This window comes from Streptomyces sp. NBC_00207 (assembly GCF_045160965.1).
GTDB lineage: Bacteria > Actinomycetota > Actinomycetes > Streptomycetales > Streptomycetaceae > Streptomyces.
On record NZ_CP130715.1, the window covers coordinates 5,602,510 to 5,629,052 of the forward strand.

The window sequence follows — 26,543 nt, forward strand, 5'->3', positions numbered from 1 at the left end:
GAGCCTCTGGGGCAACAGGAGTAACCTCCGTTGCCCCGGAGGGGCCGGCATTCCAGCAAAGATCACCTGGCGCCGATGAGTAAGGCGTACAGAACCACTCTCCAGGAGGACCCCGTGGCGAAGGCGAAGTTCGAGCGGACTAAGCCGCACGTCAACATCGGCACCATCGGTCACATTGACCACGGTAAGACGACCCTCACGGCCGCCATTACCAAGGTGCTGCACGACGCGTACCCGGACCTGAACGAGGCCTCGGCCTTCGACCAGATCGACAAGGCTCCTGAGGAGCGCCAGCGCGGTATCACCATCTCCATCGCGCACGTCGAGTACCAGACCGAGGCGCGTCACTACGCCCACGTCGACTGCCCGGGTCACGCGGACTACATCAAGAACATGATCACCGGTGCCGCGCAGATGGACGGCGCGATCCTCGTGGTCGCCGCCACCGACGGCCCGATGCCGCAGACCAAGGAGCACGTGCTCCTGGCCCGCCAGGTCGGCGTCCCCTACATCGTCGTCGCCCTGAACAAGGCCGACATGGTGGACGACGAGGAGATCCTGGAGCTCGTCGAGCTCGAGGTCCGTGAGCTCCTCTCCGAGTACGAGTTCCCGGGCGACGACCTGCCGGTCGTCCGCGTCTCCGCGCTGAAGGCGCTCGAGGGCGACAAGGAGTGGGGCGAGAAGCTCCTCGGCCTCATGTCCGCCGTCGACGAGGCCATCCCGACCCCGCCGCGTGACACCGAGAAGCCGTTCCTCATGCCCGTCGAGGACGTCTTCACGATCACCGGTCGCGGTACCGTCGTCACCGGCCGTATCGAGCGTGGTGTCCTGAAGGTCAACGAGACCGTCGACATCATCGGTATCAAGGAGACCAAGACCACCACCACGGTCACCGGTATCGAGATGTTCCGCAAGCTCCTCGACGAGGGCCAGGCGGGCGAGAACGTCGGTCTGCTCCTCCGTGGCATCAAGCGCGAGGACGTCGAGCGCGGCCAGGTCATCATCAAGCCCGGTTCGGTCACCCCGCACACCGAGTTCGAGGCCCAGGCCTACATCCTGTCGAAGGACGAGGGTGGCCGTCACACCCCGTTCTTCAACAACTACCGTCCGCAGTTCTACTTCCGTACCACGGACGTCACGGGTGTCGTCACCCTGCCGGCCGGCACGGAGATGGTCATGCCGGGCGACAACACCGAGATGACGGTCGCGCTGATCCAGCCGGTCGCCATGGAGGAGGGCCTGAAGTTCGCCATCCGTGAGGGTGGTCGTACCGTGGGCGCCGGCCAGGTCACCAAGATCACGAAGTAATTCGTGTTCTGACCTGGTAGCTCGTTGAATCGGGCACCAAGTTGCACTGAAGGGCCCCGGCCCACCGCCTCGGCGGTGGGGCGGGGCCCTTCGGCGTTACGGGCCCGGGTGCGAGAGAGGACCCGGGTACGAGAGAGGGCCGCACCCCCGTCCGGGGATGCGGCCCTCTCTCGTACGTGCGGCGGGTCAGTTCACGCGCAGGGACTCGGTGAACTCGAGGCAGGCGGCGTGGTCGGGCAGCAGCCCGGTCTCGATCGCCTCGGCCAGCGACGGGGCGGCCTCGTCGCGGGCGGACAGCAGCGGGACGTCCGCCGGCCACTCGATGCCCAGATCGGGGTCGAGGGGGTGGACCGAGTGCTCGCCGGTCGGGTTGTACGTCTCCGAGCAGAGGTACGAAAGCGTCGCGTCGTCGCTCAGCGCGCAGAAGCCGTGGCCCAGGCCCTCGGGGATGTAGACCGCACGGCGGTCCACGTCGTCCAGGCGGACGCCTTCCCACTTGCCGAAGGTGGGGGAGCCGACCCGGAGGTCGACGATGACGTCGAGCACGGCGCCGCGTACGCAGGTCACGTACTTGGCCTGGCCGCGCGGCACGTCGGCGAAGTGGATGCCGCGGACCACGCCCGCGGAGGAGACCGAGAGGTTCGCCTGCGCCAGGTTCAGCGGGTGGCCGACGACCTCGGCCAGCCGGTCGAAGCGGTACCACTCGGTGAACAGGCCGCGCGGGTCGCCGTGCAGCTGCGGGGTGACCTCGAAGGCACCCGCGATGGAGAGTTCGCGGAACTTCATCGGGCGTCCTCCTCGTCGAGCAGCGTCAGCAGGTAGTTTCCGTAGCCGCTCTTGGTGAGGGGCTCCGCGAGCGCGCGCAGCTGGGCCGAGTCGATCAGGCCGGCCCGCCAGGCCGCCTCCTCGATGCAGCCGATCTTGAAGCCCTGGCGCTCCTCGATCACGCGGACGAACTCGGAGGCCTGGACCATCGATACGAAGGTGCCGGTGTCCAGCCAGGCGGTACCGCGGTCGAGGATGGTGACGTTCAGCTCGCCGGCCTGGAGATACGCGTCGTTGACGGCGGTGATCTCCAGCTCGCCGCGGGCGCTGGGCTTCAGGCCGCGGGCTATCTCGACGACCTGGTTGTCGTAGAAGTACAGACCCGGCACCGCGTAGCGGGACTTGGGCTTCTCCGGCTTCTCCTCGATGGAGATGGCCTGGCCGTTCTCGTCGAACTCGACCACGCCGTACGCGGTGGGGTCGGCCACCGGGTACGCGAACACGCGGCCGCCCTTGGCGCCGGTGTGCTGGGCGAGGCGGGTGCCGAGGCCACTGCCGTGGAAGATGTTGTCGCCGAGGATCAGCGCGACGGACTCGTCACCGATGAAGTCGGCGCCGAGGACGAAGGCCTGGGCGATGCCCTCCGGGCGCTCCTGGACGGCGTACTCCAGCCGCAGGCCGAACTGCGAACCGTCACCGAGCAGTCGCTCGAACTGGTCGCGGTCTTCCGGGGTGGTGATGATCAGAATTTCGCTGATCCCCGCCATCACCAGGGTGGAGAGGGGGTAATAGATCATCGGCTTGTCGAAGACGGGCAGCAGCTGCTTCGAGACTGCCCGGGTCAACGGCCAGAGTCGCGATCCGGTGCCACCGGCCAAAAGGATTCCACGCATGGGTGAACCCTATGCGAGAGGGCGCGGGGGAGCCGAGCCAAGGGAATGTGACGTTCGGCAGGCCGCTAGACTCTTCGTATTATGCGCATCCTCGTGACCGGCGGCGCCGGCTTCATCGGTTCAGAATTCGTCCGCCAGCAGCTCGGTGCAGATGCCACGGCGCAGATCACTGTCTTCGACAAGCTGACGTACTCGGGCGTCGAGGCCAACCTCGCTCCGGTCGCGGACCACCCCGGCTACACCTTCGTCAAGGGCGACATCTGCGACGCCGAGGCCGTCGACCAGGTCATGCCCGGCCACGACGTCGTCGTGCACTTCGCCGCCGAGTCCCACGTGGACCGCTCGATCGCCGGCGCGGGCCCGTTCGTGATGACCAACGTCGTCGGCACCCAGGTGCTGCTCGACTCCGCCCGCAAGCACGGCGTCGGCCGCTTCGTCCACATCTCCACCGACGAGGTCTACGGCTCGATCAGCGAGGGCTCCTGGACGGAGGAGTGGCCGCTGGTGCCCAACTCCCCGTACTCCGCCTCCAAGGCGTCGTCCGACCTGCTGGCGCTGGCGTACCACCGCACCCACGGCATGGACGTGGTGGTCACCCGCTGCTCCAACAACTACGGGCACTACCAGTTCCCGGAGAAGGTCATCCCGCTGTTCGTCTCGAACCTGATGGACGGCAAGAAGGTCCCGCTGTACGGCAACGGCGGCAACGTCCGCGACTGGCTGCACGTCTCCGACCACTGCCGCGGCATCGACCTGGCCATGCGCAAGGGCCGCGCCGGCGAGGTCTACAACATCGGCGGCGGCACCGAGCTCACCAACAAGGAGCTCACCGGCGTCCTGCTGGAGGCCGCGGGCCTCGGCTGGGAGATGGTCGAGCAGGTCGAGGACCGCAAGGGCCACGACCTCCGCTACTCCATCGACATCAGCAAGATCGGCGCCGAGCTGGGCTACGCCCCGCAGGTCACCTTCGAGGACGGCATCAAGGCCACCATCGAGTGGTACCGCGAGAACCGTGCCTGGTGGGAGCCGCTGAAGGCGAAGGCGGCCCTGCAGAAGTGAGCACCGACCCGCGAGCCGGGCGCTGGCTCGTCACCGGCGCCGCCGGGATGCTCGGCCAGGACGTCCTGGCCGTCCTGAAGCGCGCCCGGATCGAGGCCGTGGGCCTGCGCCGCGCCGACCTCGACATCACCGACCCGGCCGCCGTCCGGGCCGCGGTCGAGGGCTTCGACGTCGTCGTGAACTGCGCCGCGTGGACCGACGTGGACGGCGCCGAGACCGCCGAGGAAGCCGCCACCGCCGTCAACGGCACCGGTGTGCGCCTCCTCGCCGAGGCCTGCGCCGCCGCCCACGTGCGCCTGCTCCACGTCTCCACCGACTACGTGCTGCCCGGCGACGCCTCGGAGCCGTACGGCGAGGACACCCCCACCGGGCCGGTGAACGCGTACGGCCGCTCCAAGCTGGTCGGCGAGCAGGCCGTGACCGAACTGCTGCCGCAGGACGGCTACGTGGTCCGCACCGCCTGGCTGTACGGCGAGCACGGCCCCAACTTCGTGGCCACCATGCTGAAGCTGGCCGCCCAGCGGGACACCCTCGACGTCGTCGACGACCAGCACGGCCAGCCCACCTGGTCCTACGCGCTGGCCCGCCGGCTCGTCGAGCTCGGCCAGGCCGCGCTCAAGGGCTGGGCCATGGGCGGGATCTACCACGGCACCGCGAGCGGCCGCACCACCTGGATGGGGCTCGCCCGCGAGACCTACCGGCTGAGCGGGCTCGACCCCGAGCGGATCCGGCCGACGACCTCCGAGGCGTTCGTCCGCCCCGCCGTCCGCCCCGCCTTCAGCGTGCTCGCGCATGACCGCTGGGACGAGGCGGGAATGACCCCGCTCGCCGACTGGCGCGACCAGCTGGCCGAGGCCCTCGCCACCCCCGCCTTCAAGGCACTGGCCGGAGCGGCCCGGGACGGCCGGGCGGGATGAAAACCCTGCTGACCAAGTTGAGCGCGGCGCTGCCGCCGGGCACCGTCGCGGTGGCCGGCGGCACCGTCGTGCTCGGCGCGGCCTCGTACGTCCACCTGGGCGTGGCCGGCTACAGCCTGACCACGGACGCCCAGGCGAACGTGTCGGTGCTGTGGACGATCGTGATGTCCATCGGCATCGGCGTCTTCTTCCCCATCGAGCAGGAGCTCACCCGGATCGTCTCCGCCCGGGTGGTACTCGGCCAGGGCGCCGCCCCGGTGCTGCGCCGCGCGACCCTGCTCACCGCGGGCATCCTCGGCGCGACCCTGCTCGTACTCGGCCTCGGCGCACAGCCCATCGCCGATCTGCTCTTCCACGGGGACCGCGGCCTGGTGGCCGCGCTCGGCGGGGCCTTCACCGGCATGGCCGCCTGCTACCTCACCCGTGGGGTGCTCGCCGGCCTCGGCCGCTTCGGCGCGTACGGTGCCCAGCTCGCCGTCGACGGCGGCCTGCGCATCGTGCTCGCCTTCGCCTGCGCACTGTCCGGACTGCACTCGGCGCTCGCCTTCAGCCTCATCCTCGCCGTCGCACCCGTCGTCGCGACGCTGGTCACGCTGCCCGCGCTGCTGCGCGCGGTCGGGCCCGGCGAGCCCATCGCCTGGCGGGACCTGTGCAACGGCCTCGGCCTGCTGGTCTGCGCGACCCTGCTGTCCCAGCTGGTCGTCAACGCGGCCGTGATGAGCACCAAGCTGCTGGCCCCGTCCGACAGCGCGCTGATCGCGGCGCTGCTGAGCGCCCTGGTCCTGGCGCGGGTGCCGCTCTTCGTCTTCGGTTCGCTCCAGGCCTCGCTGCTCAGCGGCCTCACCGCCGCCTTCACGGCCGGCGACCGGGTGGCCTTCTGGGCGATGCTGCGCCGGATCGCCGCGGTCGTGGGAGCGCTCGGCCTGCTCGGCGGGGTGCCCGCCACGGCCCTCGGCCCCTGGCTCATCGAGGTGCTCTTCCACATCGAGGACCCGGTGCTGGACCGGCTCGACTTCTTCCTGCTGTCCGCCGGCACCGTGGCGTACATGTTCGCGATGGTGCTCGGACAGGCGCTCATGGTATTCAAGCGGCACAACCTGCAGTTGCTCTGCTGGGCCGTCGGTACCGCGGTGCTGGTGGGCATCACCCTGGTCCCCGGCGACGTGGCCGTGCGCGTGATCCTCGCCTACGCGCTCGGCTCCACCGCCACCGTCCTCGCTATGCTGACAGCCCTCAGGCTGAGCTTCCCCGGAGCCGCGGCCGCAGCCGCTGAAGCACCCCGGCAGATGGCCGACGCAGGCCCCCCGGGCGTGGGTACGGCCGGTAAATGACCATGCCTCCCCACGACGTCACACCGATCACCGAGCACTCGTATGTGCCACATTCCGCTGGAGCTACCGTGTCCCAATACGACGATGTCTGGCTGGTCATACCGGCCTATAACGAGGGCCAGGTGATCGCCGACGTGGTGGAGGGGGCCCGCAAGACGTTCCCCAACATCGTCGTCGTCGACGACGGCAGCACCGACGACTCGGCCAAGCACATAGCGACGACCGGCGCCCACCTGGTGCGCCACCCGGTCAACCTCGGCCAGGGCGCGGCCCTGCAGACCGGTCTCACCTACGCGCTCGCCCAGCCCGGCGCCCGCTACTTCGCCACCTTCGACGCCGACGGCCAGCACCAGACCAAGGACGTCGAGACGATGGTCGCGGTGCTCCGCCGCGACGAGGCCGACGTCGTGCTCGGCTCCCGCTTCATCGAGCAGAACGGCCAGGTGCCGTGGATCAAGCAGGTCGTGCTGCGCACGGCCGCCGCCGTCAGCCCGACCGCGCGCAAGCTCAAGCTCACCGACGCGCACAACGGTCTGCGCGTGCTGGGCCGGGAAGCCGCCGAGCAGCTGAACATCACCATGAACGGCATGGCCCACGCGTCCGAGCTCGTCGGCTTCCTCGCCGGCTCCACGCTGCGCGTCACCGAGGTACCGGTGGACATCCTCTACACCGACTACTCACGCGCCAAGGGTCAGTCCCTGATCAACGGCGTCAACATCCTTTTTGACATTTCGCTGCGGGAGCGTGGGCGTCGATGAAGTACTTCTGGATCCAGCTGCTGCTGATCGTCGGCTCGGTGTCGATGGCCCTGATGTTCATCCGGACCTGGGGCCAGGCGAAGAACCGGGCGTGGAAGCGCATCGCGTTCTCGGCGTTCGTCATCGTCAACGTGTACGCGGTGCTCCGCCCGACCGACGTCACCTGGCTCGCCCAGCAGCTGGGCGTCGGCCGTGGCACCGACCTGGTGCTGTACGTGATGGTGCTCGCGATGGGCTTCCTCACGCTCAACACCTTCCTGCGCTTCCGCTCGCTGGAGAAGAAGATCACCGACCTCGCCCGGACGGTGGCCATCAACGAGGGCGTCCGGCACAACGACGAGCGCCTGGGCGCGGACGCCGTCGTGGCGCAGGCCGCCGCACCGGACTCCGCCGCCGGTGCCAAGGCCGAGGCCAAGGCCGAGGCCGGCGCCGACTCCGACTCCGTGAAGGCCTGAAGTCCATGGTGACCTTCGACTTCATGCTCCCCTACTACGGGGACGTGCAGCTGATGCAGGACGCCGTCCGCAGCGTCCTGGCGCAGACCGACCGGGACTTCCGCCTCGTCGTGATCGACGACGGCAAGGAGCCCGACGTACCCGGCTGGTTCGCGCAGCTCGGTGACGACCGGGTCCACTACACGCGCAACGAGCAGAACCTCGGCATCACCAAGAACTTCCAGAAGTGCGTGCGGCTGTCCGAGGCCGACTACGTCGTCATCATGGGCTGCGACGACCTGCTGCACCCGCACTACCTGGAGACCGTGCGCGGGATCGTCGGGGCCCACCCGGGCATCGGCATGGTCCAGCCCGGCGTCGAGGTCATCGACGGCGACGGCCGGGTGACGGCGGGCCTCGCGGACAACACCAAGAAGCGGCTGTACGCGCCGCAGGTGAAGGGCCGCCGGCTGATGGCCGGTGAGGAGCTGGCCGCCAGCGTGCTGCGCGGCAACTGGCTCTACTTCCCGTCGATCGCCTGGCAGGGCGAGGCCCTGCGCAAGGTGAACTTCCGCGACGACTACTCGGTGATCCAGGACCTCGCGCTCGTCGTCGACCTGCTCGAAGACGGCGCGCAGATGGTCATCGACAACTCCACCACCGTGTTCCAGTACCGCCGTCACGCGGTCAGCGAGTCCTCGGTGCAGGCCTTCTCCGGCACCCGCTTCACCGAGGCCGAGCGGTACTTCTCCGCGGTCGCCGCACGCATGGACGCCCGCGGCTGGCCGAAGGCGGCCCGCGCGGCGCGCTTCCACAGCGCCTCCCGCCTGCACGCGCTGACGATGCTCCCCGGAGCCCTGCGCCGCGGACACAAGGAGGGCGCTCGTACGCTGGCGAAGCACGCCTTCACCTCCGGCCAGAACTGAGCCGACTCCGCCCACCACGAAACGGACTGAGATGACACACCTGGCCACCGAGGAGGTCGGTGAGGCCGGCGCTCCGGCGCAGCGGCCTGCCGAACCGGCGCAAGGCAAGGGCCACTTGTCCCCCTCCCGGGGCGAGGCGTGGCTGTCCCGGCGGTGGGTCCTGGCCCTGGCCGAGGTCGTCGTCAGCCTGGTGGCAGCTCTCGGGTTCACGCTGCTGAGCACGCACATCAGCGTGAACCCGCTCGTCCGCATCGGTCAGGTCAGCGGTCTGGCCAAGCTCCAGATGTACGCGGCCGTACTCGGCCTGCCGCTGCTCGCGATCCTGCTCTACACCGCCTACCGCGGCAGCCTGCACCGCCACCAGCTGGCGAAGCGCCTGGTGTGCGCCGCCCTGGCCGGTCTCGCCACCGGTGTGGTGGCGGGCGGCGTGGTCGTCGCGCTGCGCGGTACGCCCTGGGGCCTCGGCGGCCAGGAGGGCGACCCGAGCGCCCTGATCGCCATGGCCAACTCGTTCCTGCACGGCGAGGGCCCGTCGGGCATCTACCCGCCGCTCTTCCCCGGCCTGATGGCCGTCTGGGCGAAGCTCCGCTACGACGGCGCCGGCGGGACCGGGTTCGCCCTCAAGGACTTCCAGATCTTCTTCACCGCCATCGCGGGCCCGATGACGTACCTGGCCTGGCGGCTGCTGCTCCGGCCGTTCTGGGCGCTGCTGATCGCCGTGCCGTCGGCCATCCTCTTCATGGACCCGATCCGTCCGTACAGCCACGCCAGCATGCTCGTCCTGCTGCCGCTGCTCGGCTACACCCTGCGCGAGATGCGCCGCTGCGGTGACCGGCCGCTGCGCGCGACGCTGCTCCGCGGCGCGGTCCTCGGCCTCGTCTTCGGCGTGGTCTTCCTCTGGTACTCGGGCTGGTACGTCTGGGCCGCACCCGGCGTGTTCCTGCTGGCGCTGTGCGTCTTCCCGTGGCGCGCCGGCAAGGCGGTGGTCAAGCGGACCGCGGCGTTCGTCGGCGCCACCCTGCTGACGGCCGGCATCGTGGGCGCCCCGCTGATCTACCAGATGGCCCGGCTCGGTTCCCAGACCCCGGACCGCTACGCGTTCCTGGCCGTGTACGTCGACCCGGCGTACGTGCTGGGCTGGGTGTCCGACCGCTCCGGGAAGCTGGAGTACCAGACCTGGCCGGCGGCCGGCGAGATGGCGGGCCAGAGCGGCTTCGCCCTGCTGCTGCTGTTCGCCGTGGGCCTGGGCGTAGGCCTGGGGCTGCGCAACATCATGGTCCTCACCGCAGCCGCCACGCTGGCGGGTGCCTGGCTGGCGCGCTTCTGGTTCGCCTCGCACATGGCGCACGACAAGGCCGTGCAGCTCTTCCCCCGCACCACCTGGATCATCATGTACTGCCTGATGATCCTGGCCGTCCTCGGCATGATGGCGGTGGTCAACCGGAGTTCGGGCTGGGCCGAGCGCACCCTGCGGCCGAGCGGCGCGGCCCCGGCCGACCGCGTCGTGCCCCGGCGGGTCGTGGCGCAGCTCGCGGCCGGCATGGCGTGCGCGGTCGCGCTGTTCGCCACGATGGGCGCGTCCTGGTCGGTCAACCGGTACATGCCGCAGTCCGACAACATGACGATGGGCATCGACGCCTGGCGGGCCCACACCATCAAGAAGGCGGACGGCACTTGCCCGCGCTTCGCGCCGGACAAGAAGAACTGCGCGGACATCGTCACGACCGACTGGAAGCAGAACGCCGACGACGGCGAGATCTGGTGCGGCGGCATCGGCCCGCTGAACTGGCAGGCCGTCTGCGGGCGCAAGGCGCCCGCATCGGAGCTGAAGAAGGAAGAGCAGGAGCAGAAGGAGAGGGAAAAGGCGAAGAAGTAGCCTTCGTCCCCGTCGAGGACCCCCGGTCCGCAGTCCGCTGCGGACCGGGGGTCCTCGTGTGTCCGCACCCGTGTCCGGCAGAGGCCGACCCCCGTGATCGGGCCGGCGCCGGAGGCCAGTAGCATCCGGCCCGTCGGAGATGACTTCCGGCCATCACAACAGGGGTGGGGCAACGTGAAACTAGGTCGTGTCCGCGGGACGGCTCTGGCTGCCGCCCTCGGTGTCCTGACGGTTCTCGGAATCCAGGGCGTCGCCAGCGGCACGGACGCCGCCGACGGGGGCGAGGTGTCGCCCTACAGCACCCGCGCCCGCGAGAAGGGGCCGGTCGAGGGGGAGCTGCACAGGCTCGCCCTGAAGCCCAAGGGCAGGGGCGAGGCCGTCCTCTCCCAGCAGGGCACCGAGCCCTTCGGGCTGCTCGGCGTCTCCTGGGCCGACCCCGAGGCCGAGGTGACGGGGAGGATCGAGGCCCGCACCCGCGACGCCGACACCGGCAAGTGGTCGAAGTGGGTCCGGCTGGAGCAGGCCGAGTCCGGCCTCGACGGCAAGCGCCCGGGGCTGCGCGGTGCCACCGAGCCCGTCTGGGTCGGTCCCTCCGACGGGGCCGAGGTACGGGTGGCCGGCGGCGGCGTGCTGCCCGCCGGCATGGAACTGAACCTGGTGGACCCGGGCGCCGGCGGCGCGAAGGCCAAGAGGAAGGGCAACCTGGGCCTCGGACCCGCCGCCTTCGCCCTTCCCGCGGTCGACCCCGCGCCGACGACGCCGGGACCCGAGTCGACCGCCCCGCGGCCGGACGTGGTCTCGCGCGTGCAGTGGGGCGCGGACGAGTCCCTGAACGACGAGGGCCCGATCTACCTCCCCGGAGCGAAGATCAAGGCGGTCTTCGTCCACCACACCGCCGCCACCGCGCCGTACGAGTGCTCCGAGTCCGCCGCCATCGTGCGGAGCATCCACAAGTACCACGTGGAGATCGAGAAGTGGCGCGACCTCGGCTACAACTTCCTCGTCGACAAGTGCGGCACGGTCTTCGAAGGCCGTCAGGGCGGTGTGGACCAGCCCGTCCAGGGCGCGCACACCTTCGGCTGGAACTCCGAGTCGACGAGCGTCTCGATCCTCGGTGACTACACGAACGCGGGGGCCTCGCCCGCCGCGCTCGACGCCGTCTCGAAGGTCGCCGCGTACAAGCTCGGCCAGTACGACGGCGACATCAACGGCACGGCGACGCTGACCGCCGGCGCCACCCAGAAGAACTTCTCCGGCAAGAGCTACACCGAGAGGCAGCAGTACGAGTTCAAGTCACTCTCGGGCCACCGGGACGGCTTCAACACCCAGTGCCCGGGCAACTCGCTCTACCCGCAGCTGGAAGCGCTCCGCCAGACGGGTCCCGCGGCCCAGCTGAAGATCGCCTCGGTGAACGGGACGCCGGTCGCGCCGGGCGCCACCGTCCCCGGCGGCGCGGCCCTGACGGTCGACTGGACCACCAGCACGGCCAGTGCCGGGCTCAGCAAGTTCGAGGTCCTGGTGGACGGTGAGGCCACCGCGGTCACAGACGGCCAGGCCCGCAGGGCGACCGCGCTCGTGACCGACGGCAAGCACGAGGTCCGGGTCCGCGCGACCGCCGCGAACGGCAAGGTCTCCACGAGCCTCGCGGTCACCGTCGAAGCGGACGTCAAGGGCGCCAAGTTCGTCCCGCTCGCGCCGAAGCGCCTGATGGACACCCGTACCGGTCTGGGCGTCCGCTCCGGCCCGGTCGGCACCGCCGGCGTGGTCACCCTGCCGGTGGCCGCCGCCACCGGTGGCACGCCCACCGCGGTGGTGCTGAACGTGACGGCGACGAACCCGACGGAGCCGAGCTTCGTGTCGGTGTACCCGAGCGGCACGACCCGCTCCAGTGCCTCGAACCTGAACTTCACCCCGGGCCGGACGATCCCCAACCTGGTGGTCGTCCCGGTCATCAACGGGAGCGTCAGCTTCTACAACAACCAGGGCAACGTCGACCTGATCGCGGACATCACCGGCTACTTCACCTCGGGCGGTGAGGGCGCCACGCAGACCAACTTCGGCCCCAAGCGCCTGATGGACACCCGTACCGGCCTGGGCGTTCCGGCCGGCCCGGTGGGTACCGCCGGCGTGGTCACCCTGCCGGTGGCGGGCGTCGGCGGCATCCCGGCCGAGGGCGTCAAGGCCGTGGTGCTCAACGTGACGGCGACCAACCCGACGCAGCCGAGCTTCGTGTCGGTGTACCCGAGCGGCACGACCCGCTCCAGTGCCTCGAACCTGAACTTCACCCCGGGCCAGACCATCCCCAACCTGGTGGTCGTCCCGGTGGTGGACGGCAAGGTCAGCTTCTACAACAACCAGGGCAACGTCGACCTGATCGCGGACATCACCGGCTACTTCTCGGACGGCGCCGAGGGGGCCAAGCACGCGAGCTTCGGTCCCAAGCGCCTGATGGACACCCGCACGGGCCTCGGCGTCCGGCAGGGCCGGGTCCCGGCGGGCGGCGTGGTGACGCTGCCGGTGGCGGGCGTCGGCGGCATCCCGGCCGAGGGGGTCAGGGCCGTGGTGCTGAACGTGACGGCGACGAACCCGAGCGAGGACAGCTACGTGTCGGTGTACCCGAGCGGTACGACCCGTTCGAGTGCCTCGAACCTGAACTTCACCGCCGGACTCACGATCCCGAACCTGGTGGTCGTCCCGGTGGTGGACGGCAAGATCAGCTTCTACAACAACAACGGTTCCGTGGATCTCATCGCGGACATCACGGGGTACTTCAGCTAGTGGAGTGAACACGTCTTTTCGCAGGTGAGGGGCTCCGCACGGAGGTGCGGGGCCTCTCGCGTGCTCGACGGCACGGTACGCAGGGGGACAGGGCATGGGAAACAACAACCACAACGGCAGCAACGGCGGAGCGGGCGTCTCCGACGACGAATGGCGCCGGTTCCAGGAGGACGCCGCCGCAGGGACGGGCGCGGCGCCGAGGGAGCCGTCCGCGCGGGCGCGGATGGTCACCGAGCGGCTGCGCGCGACGCAGGGCGAGGAGCCGCCGGGGTGGCGCACCGGGCCCGCCTGGCGGGAGCGCCGGCGTCCGGGGCGGCTGGGGGCCGCCGTGGCCGTCGTGCTGATCGCCGGGCTGGCGCTGATCGCCGTACGGCCCGAGCTGGTGATCGACCGGATCACCGGCAAGGCGGACGCCCGCCAGGAGGCGAAGAACGCCGCTCCGCTGCCCGCGGAGTCCGTGCGCCCGACCGCGCCGCCGGCAGCCGTGGACCCGGACCAGCCGACTCTGCAGGAACCTTTCCGCGGTTCCCCGGCCCTCCAGTGGGCCGACGGGGCCGCCGGCATCGAGGTCCCCGAGGCCACGGCCGTCGGTGAGACGTCCAAGCAGCAGGTCGCGGACGCGCTGGAGAAGGCCAGGCAGTTCCTGATCGCGGCCAACCTCGACCCGGCGACCCTGCGTGGGGAGCGGCCGGCCGCCGCCCTGGCGCTCCTGGACCCCCGCCAGCCCGAGGTCCCGCAGCGGCTGGAGCAGTCCCTGACGGAGCCCACCGCGGAGAACAGCCCGGTGATGCTCTTCACCCGCTTCGACCAGGCGAAGGTCAAGCCGGTCGGCGACGTCGTCAAGGTGCGCGGCAGCATGCGCGCGGAGCAGGGGGATCCCGGGGAACTCCTGGTGGTGACGGACTACACCTTCGTCCACCCCATGACGGACGGGGGCACGAGCGTGCAGCGCACCATCGTGCGCCGGCAGATCACCCTGAGCCTGCTCGACCCGGCGCGCTGGCAGGCCACCCGCGGCCGGCTCCAGCTGCGCAAGTACGTCTCGGAGTGGTCGAACGTCGGGTGCGAGACGACCGGCGGCTTCCTGCACCCGGACTTCCCGCGGGAGGCGCCGGCCGGGCCGGCGCCCACCGGGCCCGCCGTGGACCCGTACGACCGCAGCAGGGACATCAAGGGCGAAGGGTGCGGGACGGTCACCCGCTCCTGACCGGGGGAGGAGCCCCGCCGGGCGATGCGCGTGGTGCAGTTTGACCACTCAGCGTGGCGGGGTATTCTCTTCGGCCCGATTGGCCAGGTACGTGCCTCGTATGGCAGACTACTCAAGTTGCTCGGCTGAGTGCCGATGCTGCGCGCCTCCCGCCGGGAGGACCGGAAGCGAGTCCCACAGTACTCGTCGTCCTTAATCTGCCTCTCGGGGCAGCAATGGGGGCGGACGTACGGGAATCTTCTGGGAAGCGTCAGCACGGTGCCCACCAGGCACTCGGTGGGTGTTTCTCCCCCGAAACGCGGTCACAGGGACCGCACCCCCTTGGACGAGGGAATTTCCGTATGGGAATTTTCTGTAGAGGGAGTGCGACACGCCCGACCGCGTGGGTCGGAGAGAAGCCGCGGGATCCGTCCCGCAGCCGACCGAGAGCCAGAGCGTTTCCACATACAGACAGGACTACGGAGTAGCCATGGCGGGACAGAAGATCCGCATCCGGCTCAAGGCCTACGACCACGAGGTCATCGATTCCTCGGCGAAGAAGATCGTCGAGACGGTGACGCGCACTGGTGCGTCGGTCGCGGGCCCGGTGCCGCTGCCCACTGAGAAGAACGTGTACTGCGTCATCAAGTCGCCGCACAAGTACAAGGACTCGCGCGAGCACTTCGAGATGCGCACGCACAAGCGCCTGATCGACATCCTCGACCCGACCCCCAAGACCGTTGACTCGCTGATGCGCCTGGACCTTCCGGCCGGCGTTGACATCGAGATCAAGCTCTGAGAGGCGTCGAGAAGATGGCAAAGCAGATCAAGGGCGTCCTGGGCGAGAAGCTCGGCATGACCCAGGTCTGGGACGAGAACAACCGTGTCGTCCCGGTGACCGTGGTCAAGGCCGGACCCTGCGTCGTTACCCAGGTCCGTACGAACGACATCGACGGCTACGAGTCGGTCCAGATCGCCTTCGGCGAGATCGACCCGCGCAAGGTGAACAAGCCCCTCAAGGGCCACTTCGCCAAGGCCGACGTGACCCCCCGCCGCCACCTGGTGGAGCTCCGCACCTCCGACGCCAGCGAGTACACGCTCGGCCAGGAGATCACTGCTGAGGTGTTCGAGTCCGGCGTCAAGGTTGACGTCACGGGCAACAGCAAGGGCAAGGGCTTCGCCGGTGTCATGAAGCGGCACAACTTCCGGGGCCTCGGCGCCGGTCACGGTGTGCAGCGCAAGCACCGCTCCCCCGGTTCGATCGGTGGCTGTGCCACCCCTGGGCGTGTCTTCAAGGGCATGCGCATGGCCGGTCGCATGGGTAACGAGCGTGTCACCACCCAGAACCTGACCATCCACGCGGTTGACGCGGAGAAGGGTCTGCTCCTCATCAAGGGTGCGGTCCCCGGTCCGAACGGCGGCCTCGTCCTGGTCCGTACCGCGGCCAAGGGGGCTTGAGGTAATGAGCACCATTGACATCCTTTCGCCGGCAGGCGACAAGGCCGGTACCGTCGAGCTCCCCGCGGAGATCTTCGACGCGAAGACCAGCGTTCCGCTGATCCACCAGGTCGTTGTCGCTCAGCTGGCTGCTGCCCGTCAGGGCACGCACAAGACCAAGCGTCGTGGCGAAGTCCGTGGTGGTGGCCGCAAGCCGTACCGCCAGAAGGGCACCGGCCGCGCGCGCCAGGGTTCGACCCGTGCGCCGCAGTTCGTCGGCGGTGGCGTTGTCCACGGCCCGCAGCCGCGTGACTACTCCCAGCGGACCCCGAAGAAGATGAAGGCCGCCGCCCTCCGCGGTGCCCTCTCGGACCGCGCGCGTCACTCCCGCATCCACGTCGTCACCGGCGTGGTCGAGGGTGCCGCCTCCACGAAGGCCGCCAAGACGCTGTTCGGCAAGATCTCGGAGCGCAAGAACCTGCTCCTGGTCGTCGACCGCGCCGAAGAGGCCGCGTGGCTGTCCGCCCGCAACCTGCCCCAGGTTCACATCCTGGAGCCGGGCCAGCTGAACACGTACGACGTGATCGTCTCTGACGACGTGGTCTTCACTCAGGCCGCTTTCGAGTCCTTCGTGTCTGGCCCCAAGGCCGATGAGACCGAAGGGAGCGACGCCTGATGTCTGAGGCGACCGTTACCAGCAAGACCTTCACTGACCCGCGCGACCTGCTGATCAAGCCGGTTGTCTCGGAGAAGAGCTACGCGCTGCTGGACGAGAACAAGTACACGTTCATCGTCGCGCCCGGCGCCAACAAGACCCAGATCAAGCAGGCCGTGGAAGCGGTCTTCTCGGTCAAGGTCACCGGGGTCAACACGATCAACCGTCAGGGTAAGCGCAAGCGCACCAAGACCGGTTTCGGCAAGCGTGCGAACACCAAGCGCGCCATCGTGACCCTTGCCGAGGGCAACCGTATCGACATCTTCGGCGGCCAGGCCTCCTAACGGAGGTCTAGTCGTCCGGAATCGGACGAGGACTGAGAAATGGGTATCCGCAAGTACAAGCCGACGACCCCGGGCCGTCGTGGCTCCAGCGTCGCCGACTTTGTCGAGATCACGCGGTCCACGCCGGAGAAGTCGCTGGTTCGCCCCCTGCACAGCAAGGGCGGCCGTAACAACACCGGTCGGATCACCGTTCGCCACCAGGGTGGTGGACACAAGCGCGCCTACCGCGTGATCGACTTCCGTCGTCACGACAAGGACGGCGTGCCGGCCAAGGTCGCGCACATCGAGTACGACCCCAACCGCACCGCGCGCATCGCGCTCCTGCACTACGCGGACGGCGAGAAGCGCTACATCATCGCGCCGAAGGCGCTGAAGCAGGGCGACCGGATTGAGAACGGCCCCACGGCCGACATCAAGCCCGGCAACAACCTGGCCCTCCGCAACATCCCGGTCGGTACCACGATCCACGCGATCGAGCTCCGTCCCGGTGGTGGCGCCAAGTTCGCCCGTTCCGCGGGTGCCTCCGTGCAGCTGCTGGCGAAGGAGGGCACGATGGCCCACCTTCGTATGCCTTCCGGTGAGATCCGCCTGGTCGACGCGCGCTGCCGCGCGACCGTCGGTGAGGTCGGCAACGCCGAGCAGTCGAACATCAACTGGGGCAAGGCCGGCCGCATGCGCTGGAAGGGCGTTCGCCCGTCCGTCCGCGGTGTCGCGATGAACCCGGTTGACCACCCGCACGGTGGTGGTGAGGGCAAGACCAGTGGTGGTCGCCACCCGGTCTCCCCGTGGGGTCAGAAGGAGGGTCGTACTCGCTCGCCGAAGAAGGCTTCGAGCAAGTACATCGTCCGCCGCCGCAAGACGAACAAGAAGCGCTAGGAGCGGGTTTAGATGCCGCGCAGTCTCAAGAAGGGGCCCTTCGTCGACGACCACCTCGTAAAGAAGGTGGACGTCCAGAACGAAGCCGGCACCAAGAACGTCATCAAGACCTGGTCCCGTCGCTCGATGATCATCCCCAGCATGCTGGGTCACACCATCGCGGTGCACAACGGCAAGACCCACGTCCCGGTGTTCGTCACCGAGTCGATGGTCGGCCACAAGCTCGGCGAGTTCTCGCCGACTCGCACCTTCCGCGGCCACGTCAAGGACGACCGGAAGTCGAAGCGCCGCTAAAGGCGGGGTGGTTACGACTATGACTTACACCGAAGGGACAACCATGGAAGCCAGGGCCCAGGCGCGGTACATCCGCGTCACGCCCATGAAGGCCCGCCGAGTGGTGGACCTTATCCGTGGCATGGATGCCACGGAGGCTCAGGCGGTCCTGCGTTTCGCCCCGCAGGCCGCGAGCGTGCCGGTTGGCAAGGTGCTTGACAGCGCCATTGCCAATGCCGCACACAACTACAACCACCCGGACGCCTCCACGCTGGTCATCAGCGAGGCGTTCGTGGACGAGGGCCCGACCCTGAAGCGGTTCCGTCCGCGTGCGCAGGGCCGTGCCTACCGGATCCGCAAGCGGACCAGCCACATCACCGTGGTCGTCAGCAGCAAGGAAGGTTCCCGGTAATGGGCCAGAAGGTAAACCCGCACGGGTTCCGGCTCGGCATCACCACCGACTTCAAGTCGCGTTGGTACGCCGACAAGCTGTACAAGGACTACGTCAAGGAAGACGTCGCCATCCGTCGGATGATGACGTCCGGCATGGAGCGCGCCGGCATCTCGAAGGTTGAGATCGAGCGCACCCGTGACCGCGTGCGTGTGGACATCCACACCGCTCGTCCGGGCATCGTCATCGGCCGCCGTGGCGCCGAGGCCGACCGCATCCGCGGTGACCTCGAGAAGCTCACGGGCAAGCAGGTCCAGCTGAACATCCTCGAGGTCAAGAACCCCGAGCTTGACGCTCAGCTGGTTGCCCAGGCCGTTGCCGAGCAGCTCTCCTCCCGCGTCTCCTTCCGTCGCGCCATGCGTAAGAGCATGCAGGGCACGATGAAGGCCGGCGCCAAGGGCATCAAGATCCAGTGTGGCGGCCGTCTCGGCGGCGCCGAGATGTCCCGCTCCGAGTTCTACCGCGAAGGCCGTGTGCCGCTGCACACCCTCCGCGCGAACGTGGACTACGGCTTCTTCGAGGCCAAGACCACCTTCGGCCGTATCGGTGTGAAGGTCTGGATCTACAAGGGCGACGTCAAGAACATCGCCGAGGTTCGCGCCGAGAACGCTGCGGCCCGTGCGGGTAACCGCCCGGCCCGTGGCGCGCAGGGCGCTGGCGACCGTCCCGCCGGCCGTGGTGGCCGTGGTGGCGAGCGCGGCGGCCGTGGTGGCCGCAAGCCGCAGCAGGCTGCTGGTGTCGAGGCCCCCAAGGCCGACGCTCCCGCCGCCGCTCCGGCCGAGAGCACCGGAACGGAGGCCTGACCGACATGCTGATCCCTCGTAGGGTCAAGCACCGCAAGCAGCACCACCCGAAGCGCAGCGGTATGGCCAAGGGCGGTACTGAGGTCACGTTCGGCGAGTACGGCATCCAGGCGCTGACCCCGGCGTACGTGACGAACCGCCAGATCGAGGCGGCTCGTATTGCGATGACCCGCCACATCAAGCGTGGCGGCAAGGTCTGGATCAACATCTACCCGGACCGCCCGCTGACGAAGAAGCCTGCCGAGACCCGCATGGGTTCCGGTAAGGGTTCTCCCGAGTGGTGGATCGCCAACGTGCACCCGGGCCGGGTCATGTTCGAGCTGTCCTACCCGAACGAGAAGATTGCTCGTGAGGCGCTCACCCGCGCTGCTCACAAGCTTCCGATGAAGTGCCGGATTGTTCGGCGCGAGGCAGGTGAGTCGTGATGGCGACGGGAACCAAGGCGTCCGAGCTGCGTGAGCTCGGCAACGAGGAGCTCGTTGGCAAGCTGCGCGAGGCCAAGGAGGAGCTGTTCAAGCTCCGCTTCCAGGCGGCCACGGGTCAGCTGGAGAACAACGGCCGGCTCAAGTCCGTCCGTAAGGACATCGCTCGCATCTACACCCTGATGCACGAGCGTGAGCTCGGTATCGAGACGGTGGAGAGCGCCTGATGAGCGAGAACAACGTGACTGAGAAGACCGAGCGCGGATTCCGCAAGACCCGTGAGGGTCTGGTCGTCAGCGACAAGATGGACAAGACCGTCGTCGTCGCCGTCGAGGACCGCGTGAAGCACGCCCTGTACGGCAAGGTCATCCGCCGTACGAACAAGCTCAAGGCTCACGACGAGCAGAACGCTGCCGGCGTCGGCGACCGCGTCCTCATCATGGAGACGCGTCCGCTGTCGGCGAGCAAGCGCTGGCGCATCGTCGAGATCCTCGAGAAGGCCAAGTAATTCGTCCGGGGGGTTTCCCCCGGATTCGTTCCGCCAGGCTCGGTGGGGGCGACGCTCTCCGGAGTGAAGCCCCCGCCGGGAACCGGCAGACAAACAGGAGATACACGTGATCCAGCAGGAGTCGCGACTGCGTATCGCCGACAACACTGGTGCCAAGGAAATCCTTTGCATCCGTGTTCTCGGTGGTTCCGGTCGCCGCTACGCGGGCATCGGTGACGTCATCGTCGCCACCGTCAAGGACGCGATCCCCGGTGGCAACGTGAAGAAGGGTGACGTCGTCAAGGCGGTCATCGTTCGCACCGTCAAGGAGCGTCGCCGCCAGGACGGCTCGTACATCCGCTTTGACGAGAACGCCGCCGTCATTCTGAAGAACGACGGCGACCCTCGCGGCACCCGTATCTTCGGCCCGGTGGGCCGTGAGCTGCGCGAGAAGAAGTTCATGAAGATCATCTCGCTCGCGCCGGAGGTGCTGTAAGCATGAAGATCAAGAAGGGCGACCTGGTTCAGGTCATCACCGGTAAGGACAAGGGCAAGCAGGGCAAGGTCATCGTCGCCTTCCCCGCTGACAACCGCGTCCTCGTCGAGGGTGTCAACCGGGTCAAGAAGCACACCAAGGCTGCGCAGAACCAGGCCGGTGGCATTGTGATCACCGAGGCCCCGGTCCACGTCAGCAACGTTCAGCTGGTTGTGGAGAAGGACGGCAAGAAGGTCGTCACCCGCGTCGGCTACCGCTTCGACGACGAGGGCAACAAGATCCGCGTTGCCAAGCGGACGGGTGAGGACATCTGATGGCTACCACTCCGCGTCTCAAGACGAAGTACCGCGAGGACATCGCGGGCAAGCTGCGTGAGGAGTTCTCCTACGAGAACGTCATGCAGATCCCCGGCCTCGTGAAGATCGTGGTCAACATGGGTGTGGGCGACGCCGCCCGCGACTCCAAGCTGATCGACGGCGCCATCAAGGACCTCACGACGATCACCGGTCAGAAGCCGGCCGTCACGAAGGCCCGGAAGTCCATCGCGCAGTTCAAGCTGCGTGAGGGTCAGCCGATCGGCTGCCACGTCACCCTCCGTGGTGACCGCATGTGGGAGTTCCTGGACCGTACGCTGTCGCTCGCGCTGCCGCGTATCCGTGACTTCCGTGGTCTGTCGCCGAAGCAGTTCGACGGCCGTGGCAACTACACCTTCGGTCTCACGGAGCAGGTCATGTTCCACGAGATCGACCAGGACAAGATCGACCGTACCCGGGGTATGGACATCACCGTGGTCACCACGGCGACCAACGACGACGAGGGCCGTGCCCTCCTTCGTCACCTCGGCTTCCCCTTCAAGGAGGCGTAAGCGAGATGGCGAAGAAGGCTCTCATCGCGAAGGCTGCCCGCAAGCCCAAGTTCGGTGTGCGTGCGTACACCCGCTGCCAGCGCTGCGGTCGCCCTCACTCCGTGTACCGCAAGTTCGGCCTGTGCCGCGTCTGCCTTCGTGAGATGGCTCACCGTGGCGAGCTGCCGGGCGTGACCAAGAGCTCCTGGTAAATCACCCTCGTCCGCAAGGACTTGGGCGTTACCAGGCACTCTCGGTAAGCATCTGGACGGTGGGTGCCCAGCCGCGCATGCCTTAGGCTTGTGTGGTTGGGCGTCCGCCGCCCATAACGACTTACTACGCCGTAGGTCCCCGCACCGCACCCGTCCCGCCACTGAGTGGGGAGAGGGATGGCGCATACAGGAAACCCCGGCGAGAGAGGCCGAAGGCCACTTCATGACCATGACTGACCCGATCGCAGACATGCTCACGCGTCTGCGTAACGCTAACTCGGCGTACCACGACACCGTCGTGATGCCGCACAGCAAGATCAAGTCGCACATCGCAGAGATCCTCAAGCAGGAGGGTTTCATCACCGGCTGGAAGGTCGAGGACGCCGAGGTCGGCAAGAACCTCGTCCTCGAGCTGAAGTTCGGGCCGAACCGCGAGCGCTCCATTGCGGGCATCAAGCGGATCTCGAAGCCCGGTCTGCGCGTGTACGCGAAGTCCACCAACCTGCCGAAGGTCCTCGGCGGCCTGGGCGTGGCGATCATCTCCACGTCCCACGGTCTCCTGACCGGTCAGCAGGCAGGCAAGAAGGGCGTAGGTGGGGAAGTCCTCGCCTACGTCTGGTAGTCGGGAACGGAGGAAAAGCAATGTCGCGAATCGGCAAGCTCCCCATCCAGGTTCCCGCCGGTGTGGACGTCACCATCGATGGCCAGACGGTCGCGGTGAAGGGCCCCAAGGGTTCCCTCGCGCACACCGTCAAGGCGCCCATCGCAATCGTCAAGGGTGAGGACGGCGTTCTGAACGTCACCCGCCCGAACGACGAGCGTCAGAACAAGGCCCTGCACGGCCTGTCCCGCACGCTGGTGGCGAACATGATCACCGGTGTGACCACGGGGTACGTCAAGGCTCTCGAGATCAGCGGTGTCGGTTACCGTGTCCTGGCGAAGGGCTCCAACCTGGAGTTCCAGCTGGGTTACAGCCACCCGATCCTGGTGGAGGCGCCCGAGGGCATCTCCTTCAAGGTCGAGTCGCCGACCAAGTTCACGGTCGAGGGCATCGACAAGCAGAAGGTCGGCGAGGTCGCCGCCAACATCCGCAAGCTGCGGAAGCCCGACCCGTACAAGGCCAAGGGTGTCAAGTACGCCGGCGAAGTCATCCGCCGCAAGGTCGGAAAGGCTGGTAAGTAGCCATGGCATACGGTGTGAAGATCGCCAAGGGCGACGCGTACAAGCGCGCTGCCAAGGCTCGCCGCCACATCCGCATCCGCAAGAACGTCTCGGGTACGGCGGAGCGTCCGCGCCTCGTCGTGACGCGTTCCAACCGCAACATCGTTGCTCAGGTCATCGACGACCTCCAGGGTCACACCCTGGCGTCGGCGTCGACCCTGGACGCTTCGATCCGCGGTGGCGAAGGCGACAAGAGCTCGCAGGCCCAGGCTGTCGGCGCGCTCGTCGCCGAGCGTGCCAAGGCTGCGGGTGTCGAGACCGTCGTGTTCGACCGCGGTGGCAACCGATACGCCGGGCGCATTGCCGCTCTGGCTGACGCCGCCCGCGAAGCCGGGCTGAAGTTCTAAGCCCCGGTTCCGGGACTCACGGACGTAACAGAGAGAGGTAATCCAATGGCTGGACCCCAGCGCCGCGGAAGCGGTGCCGGTGGCGGCGAGCGGCGGGACCGGAAGGGTCGCGACGGTGGCCCTGCCGCCGAGAAGACCGCTTACGTTGAGCGCGTTGTCGCGATCAACCGCGTCGCCAAGGTTGTCAAGGGTGGTCGCCGCTTCAGCTTCACCGCGCTGGTCGTGGTGGGCGACGGTGACGGCACTGTAGGTGTCGGTTACGGCAAGGCCAAGGAAGTTCCCGCGGCCATTGCCAAGGGTGTCGAGGAAGCCAAGAAGAACTTCTTCAAGGTTCCGCGCATCCAGGGCACCATCCCTCACCCGATCCAGGGCGAGAAGGCTGCGGGCGTCGTCCTGCTGAAGCCTGCTTCCCCCGGTACCGGTGTTATCGCCGGTGGCCCGGTGCGCGCCGTTCTGGAGTGCGCCGGCGTTCACGACATCCTGTCGAAGTCCCTGGGCTCCGACAACGCGATCAACATCGTGCACGCGACCGTGGCGGCCCTTCAGGGCCTGCAGCGTCCCGAGGAGATCGCGGCTCGCCGTGGTCTGCCCCTCGAGGACGTCGCCCCCGCGGCTCTGCTTCGTGCACGTGCTGGGGCGGGTGCGTAATGGCTCGCCTCAAGATCACGCAGACGAAGTCGTACATCGGCAGCAAGCAGAACCACCGCGACACGCTGCGTTCGCTCGGGCTCAAGCGCCTGAACGACGTCGTCGTCAAGGAGGACCGCCCCGAGTTCCGCGGAATGGTTCACACCGTCCGCCACCTCGTGACGGTTGAGGAGGTTGACTAATCATGGCTGAGAACAGCCCGCTGAAGGCCCACAACCTCCGTCCCGCCCCCGGCGCCAAGACCGCGAAGACCCGTGTCGGTCGTGGTGAGGCGTCGAAGGGTAAGACGGCCGGTCGTGGTACGAAGGGCCAGAAGGCCCGTTACCAGATCCCGCAGCGCTTCGAGGGTGGGCAGATGCCCCTCCACATGCGCCTGCCGAAGCTCAAGGGCTTCAAGAACCCGTTCCGCACCGAGTTCCAGGTCGTGAACCTGGACAAGCTCGGCGCTCTCTACCCCGAGGGTGGAGAAGTCACGGTGGCCGACCTGGTCGCCAAGGGCGCGGTTCGCAAGAACAGCCTCGTCAAGGTCCTGGGCCAGGGCGAGCTCTCCGTGGCGCTGCAGGTTTCGGTTGACGCCGTTTCCGCCTCCGCCAAGGAGAAGATTGCCGCTGCCGGCGGCACGGTCACCGAGCTCGTCTAAGACGATTTCGTGGCTGAATAGCTCGAAACCCGACCGGGGATGCCTCACATATGGGGCATCCCCGGTTGGTCGTTCCACGGGAGGCACACTCGCCGGTAAGGTGGCGTGCACCATTGCTTTGTCGTATACGTCGATCCCTCAGACCGTCACCTCTGACGCAGTAGCGCGGGGGTCGCAGGAGGCACCGTGCTCACCGCGTTCGCCCGGGCGTTCAAGACGCCCGACCTGCGCAAGAAGCTGCTCTTCACGCTCGGCATCATCGTGCTGTTCCGGCTCGGGTCCCACATCCCGGTACCCGGCGTGAGCTATAAGAACGTACAGATCTGCGTCGAACAGGCGGGCAACAGCAGTGGGCTGTTCGGCCTCGTCAACATGTTCAGCGGCGGTGCGCTGCTGCAGATCACGATCTTTGCGCTCGGCATCATGCCGTACATCACGGCGAGCATCATTCTGCAGCTGCTGACCGTGGTCATCCCGAAGCTGGAAACCCTCAAAAAAGAGGGACAGTCCGGTACGGCGAAGATCACTCAGTACACGCGCTATTTGACGGTCGCCCTCGCGATCCTGCAGGGCACCGGCCTTGTCGCCACCGCCCGCACCGGTGCCCTTTTCGGGACCTGTCCGGTCGGCCGCGAGATCGTTCCGGATCGGTCGATCTTCACCACGGTCGTCATGGTGATCACCATGACCGCCGGTACCTGCGTCGTCATGTGGCTCGGTGAGCTCATCACCGACCGCGGCATCGGCAACGGCATGTCGATCCTCATGTTCATCTCGATCGCCGCCGGCTTCATCGGCGCGCTGTGGCAGATCAAGCTCCAGGGCAAGATCGCCGACGGTTGGGTCGAGTTCGGTGTCGTCATGCTGGTCGGCCTCGCGATGGTCGGCCTGGTGGTCTTCGTCGAACAGGCGCAGCGCCGGATCCCGGTCCAGTACGCGAAGCGCATGATCGGCCGCCGTGCCTACGGCGGTACCTCGACCTACATCCCGCTCAAGGTGAACCAGGCGGGCATCATCCCCGTCATCTTCGCCTCGTCGCTGCTCTACATCCCGGCACTGGTCGTGCAGTTCAGCGGTTCCACCGCGGCCTGGGCCAACTGGATCCAGAAGCACTTCGTCAAGGGCGACCACCCGTACTACATCGCGGTCTACTTCCTCCTGATCGTCTTCTTCGCGTTCTTCTACGTGGCGATCTCGTTCAACCCCGAGGAAGTTGCAGACAACATGAAGAAGTATGGTGGGTTCATCCCGGGTATTCGCGCCGGTCGACCCACCGCTGAGTACCTGAGCTACGTGCTCAACCGGATCACCTGGCCGGGGTCGCTGTACCTGGGTCTCATCGCTCTTGTGCCGACGATGGCGTTGGCCGGCTTCGGAGCGAACCAGAACTTCCCGTTCGGCGGGACGAGCATCCTGATCATCGTGGGTGTGGGTCTGGAAACCGTGAAGCAGATCGAGAGCCAGCTCCAGCAGCGTAATTACGAAGGGTTCCTCCGCTGATGCGAATCGTCCTCGTCGGACCGCCCGGTGCGGGCAAGGGAACGCAGGCCGCGTTCCTTGCCAAGAACCTGTCGATCCCGCACATCTCAACGGGCGACCTGTTCCGGGCCAACATCAGCCAGGGCACCGAGCTGGGCAAGCAGGCGAAGGCGTACATGGACGCCGGCGACCTGGTCCCCGACGAGGTGACCATCGGCATGGCGAAGGACCGGATGGAGCAGCCCGACGCCGTGGGCGGCTTCCTGCTCGACGGCTTCCCGCGCAACGTCTCGCAGGCCGAGGCCCTCGACGTGATGCTCCAGGCGGAGGGCATGAAGCTCGACGCCGTCCTCGACCTGGAGGTCGAGGAGGACGAGGTCGTCAAGCGGATCGCCGGTCGCCGGATCTGCCGCAACGACTCTTCGCACGTCTTCCACGTGACGTACGCCCCGCCGAAGGCCGAGGGCGTCTGCGACACCTGCGGCGGCGAGCTGTACCAGCGCGGCGACGACTCCGAGGCCACGGTCCGCAACCGGCTGGAGGTCTACCACACGCAGACCGAGCCGATCATCGACTACTACAAGGCCCAGGGCCTGCTGGTGACCATCCCGGCCCTCGGTGAGGTCGCGGACGTCACGAAGCGCGCGATGGACGCCCTCAAGAAGTAGTACCCCCGT

35 protein-coding genes are annotated in these 26,543 nt (G+C 67.9%); 33 read left to right on the forward strand and 2 right to left on the reverse strand.

Annotation, left to right across the window (positions count from 1 at the left end; all coding sequences use genetic code 11):
* Positions 1–114: 114 nt before the first annotated feature.
* Positions 115–1,308, forward strand: a complete 1,194-nt coding sequence (tuf, locus tag OG472_RS26580) for an elongation factor Tu (RefSeq protein WP_030008455.1) — start codon at positions 115–117, stop codon at positions 1,306–1,308.
* 186 nt (positions 1,309–1,494) lie between these two features.
* Here tuf and rfbC read toward each other — a convergent pair whose 3' ends face one another.
* Together rfbC and rfbA are read right to left on the reverse strand one after the other, a co-directional pair.
* Positions 1,495–2,094, reverse strand: coding sequence for a dTDP-4-dehydrorhamnose 3,5-epimerase (rfbC, locus tag OG472_RS26585; protein WP_361753610.1), 600 nt, complete (start codon positions 2,092–2,094; stop codon positions 1,495–1,497).
* Positions 2,091–2,966 (reverse strand): glucose-1-phosphate thymidylyltransferase RfbA, encoded by an 876-nt coding sequence (gene rfbA, locus OG472_RS26590; RefSeq protein ID WP_319725466.1) that lies wholly within the window; start codon positions 2,964–2,966, stop codon positions 2,091–2,093. The genes rfbC and rfbA overlap by 4 nt, the downstream gene beginning before the upstream one ends.
* 81 nt (positions 2,967–3,047) lie before the next feature.
* Here rfbA and rfbB point away from each other — a divergent pair, with 81 nt between their 5' ends.
* The 32 genes from rfbB (at position 3,048) to OG472_RS26750 (ending at position 26,534) form a co-directional block, all read left to right on the forward strand.
* Positions 3,048–4,025: a dTDP-glucose 4,6-dehydratase gene (gene rfbB / locus OG472_RS26595; RefSeq protein ID WP_361753608.1), complete on the forward strand. Its 978-nt coding sequence runs from the start codon at positions 3,048–3,050 to the stop codon at positions 4,023–4,025.
* A 47-nt stretch (positions 4,026–4,072) separates the two neighbouring features.
* Complete coding sequence (gene rfbD, locus OG472_RS26600; RefSeq protein ID WP_401607882.1) at positions 4,073–4,942, forward strand: dTDP-4-dehydrorhamnose reductase; 870 nt, start codon at positions 4,073–4,075, stop codon at positions 4,940–4,942.
* Positions 4,939–6,273, forward strand: coding sequence for a hypothetical protein (locus OG472_RS26605; protein ID WP_405942136.1), 1,335 nt, complete (start codon positions 4,939–4,941; stop codon positions 6,271–6,273). The genes rfbD and OG472_RS26605 overlap by 4 nt, the downstream gene beginning before the upstream one ends.
* Positions 6,274–6,341: 68 nt before the next feature.
* The gene (locus OG472_RS26610) at positions 6,342–7,031 is read left to right on the forward strand and encodes a glycosyltransferase family 2 protein (RefSeq protein WP_319725460.1); all 690 of its coding nucleotides are present in this window, start codon (positions 6,342–6,344) and stop codon (positions 7,029–7,031) included.
* Complete coding sequence (locus OG472_RS26615) at positions 7,028–7,486, forward strand: DUF2304 domain-containing protein (protein WP_405831595.1); 459 nt, start codon at positions 7,028–7,030, stop codon at positions 7,484–7,486. Before OG472_RS26610 ends, OG472_RS26615 begins: the two co-directional genes overlap by 4 nt.
* Positions 7,487–7,491: 5 nt before the next feature.
* Positions 7,492–8,391, forward strand: a complete 900-nt coding sequence (locus OG472_RS26620) for a glycosyltransferase family 2 protein (RefSeq protein WP_401607397.1) — start codon at positions 7,492–7,494, stop codon at positions 8,389–8,391.
* A 31-nt stretch (positions 8,392–8,422) separates the two neighbouring features.
* The gene (locus OG472_RS26625) at positions 8,423–10,267 is read left to right on the forward strand and encodes a hypothetical protein (protein ID WP_405831597.1); all 1,845 of its coding nucleotides are present in this window, start codon (positions 8,423–8,425) and stop codon (positions 10,265–10,267) included.
* Between the two features lie 174 nt (positions 10,268–10,441).
* Positions 10,442–13,045, forward strand: a complete 2,604-nt coding sequence (locus OG472_RS26630; protein ID WP_405831599.1) for a peptidoglycan recognition protein — start codon at positions 10,442–10,444, stop codon at positions 13,043–13,045.
* 94 nt (positions 13,046–13,139) lie between these two features.
* Entirely contained in the window at positions 13,140–14,252 is a 1,113-nt protein-coding gene (locus tag OG472_RS26635) for a hypothetical protein (RefSeq protein ID WP_405831601.1), read from the forward strand.
* A gap of 469 nt (positions 14,253–14,721) precedes the next feature.
* Positions 14,722–15,030, forward strand: coding sequence for a 30S ribosomal protein S10 (gene rpsJ / locus OG472_RS26640; RefSeq protein ID WP_003948644.1), 309 nt, complete (start codon positions 14,722–14,724; stop codon positions 15,028–15,030).
* Positions 15,031–15,044: 14 nt separating this feature from the next.
* On the forward strand, positions 15,045–15,689 hold the full coding sequence (gene rplC / locus OG472_RS26645; protein WP_007265899.1) for a 50S ribosomal protein L3: 645 nt from the start codon (positions 15,045–15,047) through the stop codon (positions 15,687–15,689).
* A gap of 4 nt (positions 15,690–15,693) precedes the next feature.
* Positions 15,694–16,344, forward strand: a complete 651-nt coding sequence (rplD, locus tag OG472_RS26650; RefSeq protein ID WP_030388861.1) for a 50S ribosomal protein L4 — start codon at positions 15,694–15,696, stop codon at positions 16,342–16,344.
* On the forward strand, positions 16,344–16,667 hold the full coding sequence (gene rplW / locus OG472_RS26655) for a 50S ribosomal protein L23 (RefSeq protein ID WP_007265901.1): 324 nt from the start codon (positions 16,344–16,346) through the stop codon (positions 16,665–16,667). The genes rplD and rplW overlap by 1 nt, the downstream gene beginning before the upstream one ends.
* 39 nt (positions 16,668–16,706) lie before the next feature.
* Positions 16,707–17,543, forward strand: a complete 837-nt coding sequence (gene rplB / locus OG472_RS26660; RefSeq protein WP_008739715.1) for a 50S ribosomal protein L2 — start codon at positions 16,707–16,709, stop codon at positions 17,541–17,543.
* A gap of 12 nt (positions 17,544–17,555) precedes the next feature.
* On the forward strand, positions 17,556–17,837 hold the full coding sequence (gene rpsS, locus OG472_RS26665) for a 30S ribosomal protein S19 (RefSeq protein ID WP_008739713.1): 282 nt from the start codon (positions 17,556–17,558) through the stop codon (positions 17,835–17,837).
* A gap of 43 nt (positions 17,838–17,880) precedes the next feature.
* A complete protein-coding gene (rplV, locus tag OG472_RS26670; RefSeq protein WP_037792011.1) occupies positions 17,881–18,228 on the forward strand; it encodes a 50S ribosomal protein L22 in 348 nt (115 codons plus the stop codon).
* Positions 18,228–19,070, forward strand: a complete 843-nt coding sequence (rpsC, locus tag OG472_RS26675; protein WP_030230639.1) for a 30S ribosomal protein S3 — start codon at positions 18,228–18,230, stop codon at positions 19,068–19,070. Before rplV ends, rpsC begins: the two co-directional genes overlap by 1 nt.
* A gap of 5 nt (positions 19,071–19,075) precedes the next feature.
* Complete coding sequence (gene rplP / locus OG472_RS26680; protein ID WP_008739704.1) at positions 19,076–19,495, forward strand: 50S ribosomal protein L16; 420 nt, start codon at positions 19,076–19,078, stop codon at positions 19,493–19,495.
* Positions 19,495–19,719 carry a 50S ribosomal protein L29 gene (gene rpmC / locus OG472_RS26685; protein WP_008739703.1) on the forward strand — a complete coding sequence of 75 codons (225 nt, stop codon included), beginning with the start codon at positions 19,495–19,497 and terminating at the stop codon, positions 19,717–19,719. Before rplP ends, rpmC begins: the two co-directional genes overlap by 1 nt.
* Positions 19,719–20,000, forward strand: a complete 282-nt coding sequence (gene rpsQ / locus OG472_RS26690) for a 30S ribosomal protein S17 (protein ID WP_030008467.1) — start codon at positions 19,719–19,721, stop codon at positions 19,998–20,000. The genes rpmC and rpsQ overlap by 1 nt, the downstream gene beginning before the upstream one ends.
* 106 nt (positions 20,001–20,106) lie before the next feature.
* A complete protein-coding gene (gene rplN, locus OG472_RS26695) occupies positions 20,107–20,475 on the forward strand; it encodes a 50S ribosomal protein L14 (RefSeq protein ID WP_008739701.1) in 369 nt (122 codons plus the stop codon).
* 2 nt (positions 20,476–20,477) lie between these two features.
* Positions 20,478–20,789, forward strand: coding sequence for a 50S ribosomal protein L24 (rplX, locus tag OG472_RS26700; RefSeq protein ID WP_030008468.1), 312 nt, complete (start codon positions 20,478–20,480; stop codon positions 20,787–20,789).
* Positions 20,789–21,340, forward strand: a complete 552-nt coding sequence (rplE, locus tag OG472_RS26705) for a 50S ribosomal protein L5 (protein ID WP_030388859.1) — start codon at positions 20,789–20,791, stop codon at positions 21,338–21,340. Before rplX ends, rplE begins: the two co-directional genes overlap by 1 nt.
* Positions 21,341–21,345: 5 nt before the next feature.
* A complete protein-coding gene (locus OG472_RS26710; protein WP_003956452.1) occupies positions 21,346–21,531 on the forward strand; it encodes a type Z 30S ribosomal protein S14 in 186 nt (61 codons plus the stop codon).
* A gap of 223 nt (positions 21,532–21,754) precedes the next feature.
* Entirely contained in the window at positions 21,755–22,153 is a 399-nt protein-coding gene (gene rpsH / locus OG472_RS26715; protein ID WP_007265911.1) for a 30S ribosomal protein S8, read from the forward strand.
* 20 nt (positions 22,154–22,173) lie between these two features.
* Positions 22,174–22,713 carry a 50S ribosomal protein L6 gene (gene rplF, locus OG472_RS26720; RefSeq protein ID WP_266442974.1) on the forward strand — a complete coding sequence of 180 codons (540 nt, stop codon included), beginning with the start codon at positions 22,174–22,176 and terminating at the stop codon, positions 22,711–22,713.
* 2 nt (positions 22,714–22,715) lie between these two features.
* Positions 22,716–23,099: a 50S ribosomal protein L18 gene (rplR, locus tag OG472_RS26725; protein WP_030008471.1), complete on the forward strand. Its 384-nt coding sequence runs from the start codon at positions 22,716–22,718 to the stop codon at positions 23,097–23,099.
* 45 nt (positions 23,100–23,144) lie between these two features.
* Entirely contained in the window at positions 23,145–23,747 is a 603-nt protein-coding gene (gene rpsE, locus OG472_RS26730; RefSeq protein WP_030388857.1) for a 30S ribosomal protein S5, read from the forward strand.
* Entirely contained in the window at positions 23,747–23,929 is a 183-nt protein-coding gene (rpmD, locus tag OG472_RS26735) for a 50S ribosomal protein L30 (RefSeq protein WP_005313525.1), read from the forward strand. The genes rpsE and rpmD overlap by 1 nt, the downstream gene beginning before the upstream one ends.
* Before the next feature lie 2 nt (positions 23,930–23,931).
* Positions 23,932–24,387 carry a 50S ribosomal protein L15 gene (gene rplO, locus OG472_RS26740; RefSeq protein WP_008739693.1) on the forward strand — a complete coding sequence of 152 codons (456 nt, stop codon included), beginning with the start codon at positions 23,932–23,934 and terminating at the stop codon, positions 24,385–24,387.
* A gap of 186 nt (positions 24,388–24,573) precedes the next feature.
* Entirely contained in the window at positions 24,574–25,887 is a 1,314-nt protein-coding gene (gene secY / locus OG472_RS26745; RefSeq protein WP_401607386.1) for a preprotein translocase subunit SecY, read from the forward strand.
* Entirely contained in the window at positions 25,887–26,534 is a 648-nt protein-coding gene (locus tag OG472_RS26750) for an adenylate kinase (protein WP_319725412.1), read from the forward strand. Before secY ends, OG472_RS26750 begins: the two co-directional genes overlap by 1 nt.
* The last annotated feature ends 9 nt before the right edge of the window (positions 26,535–26,543 follow it).

Bases quoted from the DNA above. Each gene is read 5' to 3' on its own strand.
- rfbC (WP_361753610.1), bottom strand. From the start codon at position 2,094: ATGAAGTTCCGCGAACTCTCCATCGCGGGTGCCTTCGAGGTCACCCCG.
- rfbA (WP_319725466.1), bottom strand. From the start codon at position 2,966: ATGCGTGGAATCCTTTTGGCCGGTGGCACCGGATCGCGACTCTGGCCG.
- rfbB (WP_361753608.1), top strand. From the start codon at position 3,048: ATGCGCATCCTCGTGACCGGCGGCGCCGGCTTCATCGGTTCAGAATTC.
- rfbD (WP_401607882.1), top strand. From the start codon at position 4,073: ATGCTCGGCCAGGACGTCCTGGCCGTCCTGAAGCGCGCCCGGATCGAG.
- OG472_RS26605 (WP_405942136.1), top strand. From the start codon at position 4,939: ATGAAAACCCTGCTGACCAAGTTGAGCGCGGCGCTGCCGCCGGGCACC.
- OG472_RS26615 (WP_405831595.1), top strand. From the start codon at position 7,028: ATGAAGTACTTCTGGATCCAGCTGCTGCTGATCGTCGGCTCGGTGTCG.
- OG472_RS26620 (WP_401607397.1), top strand. From the start codon at position 7,492: ATGGTGACCTTCGACTTCATGCTCCCCTACTACGGGGACGTGCAGCTG.
- OG472_RS26625 (WP_405831597.1), top strand. From the start codon at position 8,423: ATGACACACCTGGCCACCGAGGAGGTCGGTGAGGCCGGCGCTCCGGCG.
- OG472_RS26635 (WP_405831601.1), top strand. From the start codon at position 13,140: ATGGGAAACAACAACCACAACGGCAGCAACGGCGGAGCGGGCGTCTCC.
- rpsJ (WP_003948644.1), top strand. From the start codon at position 14,722: ATGGCGGGACAGAAGATCCGCATCCGGCTCAAGGCCTACGACCACGAG.
- rplC (WP_007265899.1), top strand. From the start codon at position 15,045: ATGGCAAAGCAGATCAAGGGCGTCCTGGGCGAGAAGCTCGGCATGACC.
- rplD (WP_030388861.1), top strand. From the start codon at position 15,694: ATGAGCACCATTGACATCCTTTCGCCGGCAGGCGACAAGGCCGGTACC.
- rplW (WP_007265901.1), top strand. From the start codon at position 16,344: ATGTCTGAGGCGACCGTTACCAGCAAGACCTTCACTGACCCGCGCGAC.
- rplB (WP_008739715.1), top strand. From the start codon at position 16,707: ATGGGTATCCGCAAGTACAAGCCGACGACCCCGGGCCGTCGTGGCTCC.
- rpsS (WP_008739713.1), top strand. From the start codon at position 17,556: ATGCCGCGCAGTCTCAAGAAGGGGCCCTTCGTCGACGACCACCTCGTA.
- rplV (WP_037792011.1), top strand. From the start codon at position 17,881: ATGGAAGCCAGGGCCCAGGCGCGGTACATCCGCGTCACGCCCATGAAG.
- rpsC (WP_030230639.1), top strand. From the start codon at position 18,228: ATGGGCCAGAAGGTAAACCCGCACGGGTTCCGGCTCGGCATCACCACC.
- rplP (WP_008739704.1), top strand. From the start codon at position 19,076: ATGCTGATCCCTCGTAGGGTCAAGCACCGCAAGCAGCACCACCCGAAG.
- rpmC (WP_008739703.1), top strand. From the start codon at position 19,495: ATGGCGACGGGAACCAAGGCGTCCGAGCTGCGTGAGCTCGGCAACGAG.
- rpsQ (WP_030008467.1), top strand. From the start codon at position 19,719: ATGAGCGAGAACAACGTGACTGAGAAGACCGAGCGCGGATTCCGCAAG.
- rplX (WP_030008468.1), top strand. From the start codon at position 20,478: ATGAAGATCAAGAAGGGCGACCTGGTTCAGGTCATCACCGGTAAGGAC.
- rplE (WP_030388859.1), top strand. From the start codon at position 20,789: ATGGCTACCACTCCGCGTCTCAAGACGAAGTACCGCGAGGACATCGCG.
- OG472_RS26710 (WP_003956452.1), top strand. From the start codon at position 21,346: ATGGCGAAGAAGGCTCTCATCGCGAAGGCTGCCCGCAAGCCCAAGTTC.
- rpsH (WP_007265911.1), top strand. From the start codon at position 21,755: ATGACCATGACTGACCCGATCGCAGACATGCTCACGCGTCTGCGTAAC.
- rplF (WP_266442974.1), top strand. From the start codon at position 22,174: ATGTCGCGAATCGGCAAGCTCCCCATCCAGGTTCCCGCCGGTGTGGAC.
- rplR (WP_030008471.1), top strand. From the start codon at position 22,716: ATGGCATACGGTGTGAAGATCGCCAAGGGCGACGCGTACAAGCGCGCT.
- rpsE (WP_030388857.1), top strand. From the start codon at position 23,145: ATGGCTGGACCCCAGCGCCGCGGAAGCGGTGCCGGTGGCGGCGAGCGG.
- rpmD (WP_005313525.1), top strand. From the start codon at position 23,747: ATGGCTCGCCTCAAGATCACGCAGACGAAGTCGTACATCGGCAGCAAG.
- rplO (WP_008739693.1), top strand. From the start codon at position 23,932: ATGGCTGAGAACAGCCCGCTGAAGGCCCACAACCTCCGTCCCGCCCCC.
- OG472_RS26750 (WP_319725412.1), top strand. From the start codon at position 25,887: ATGCGAATCGTCCTCGTCGGACCGCCCGGTGCGGGCAAGGGAACGCAG.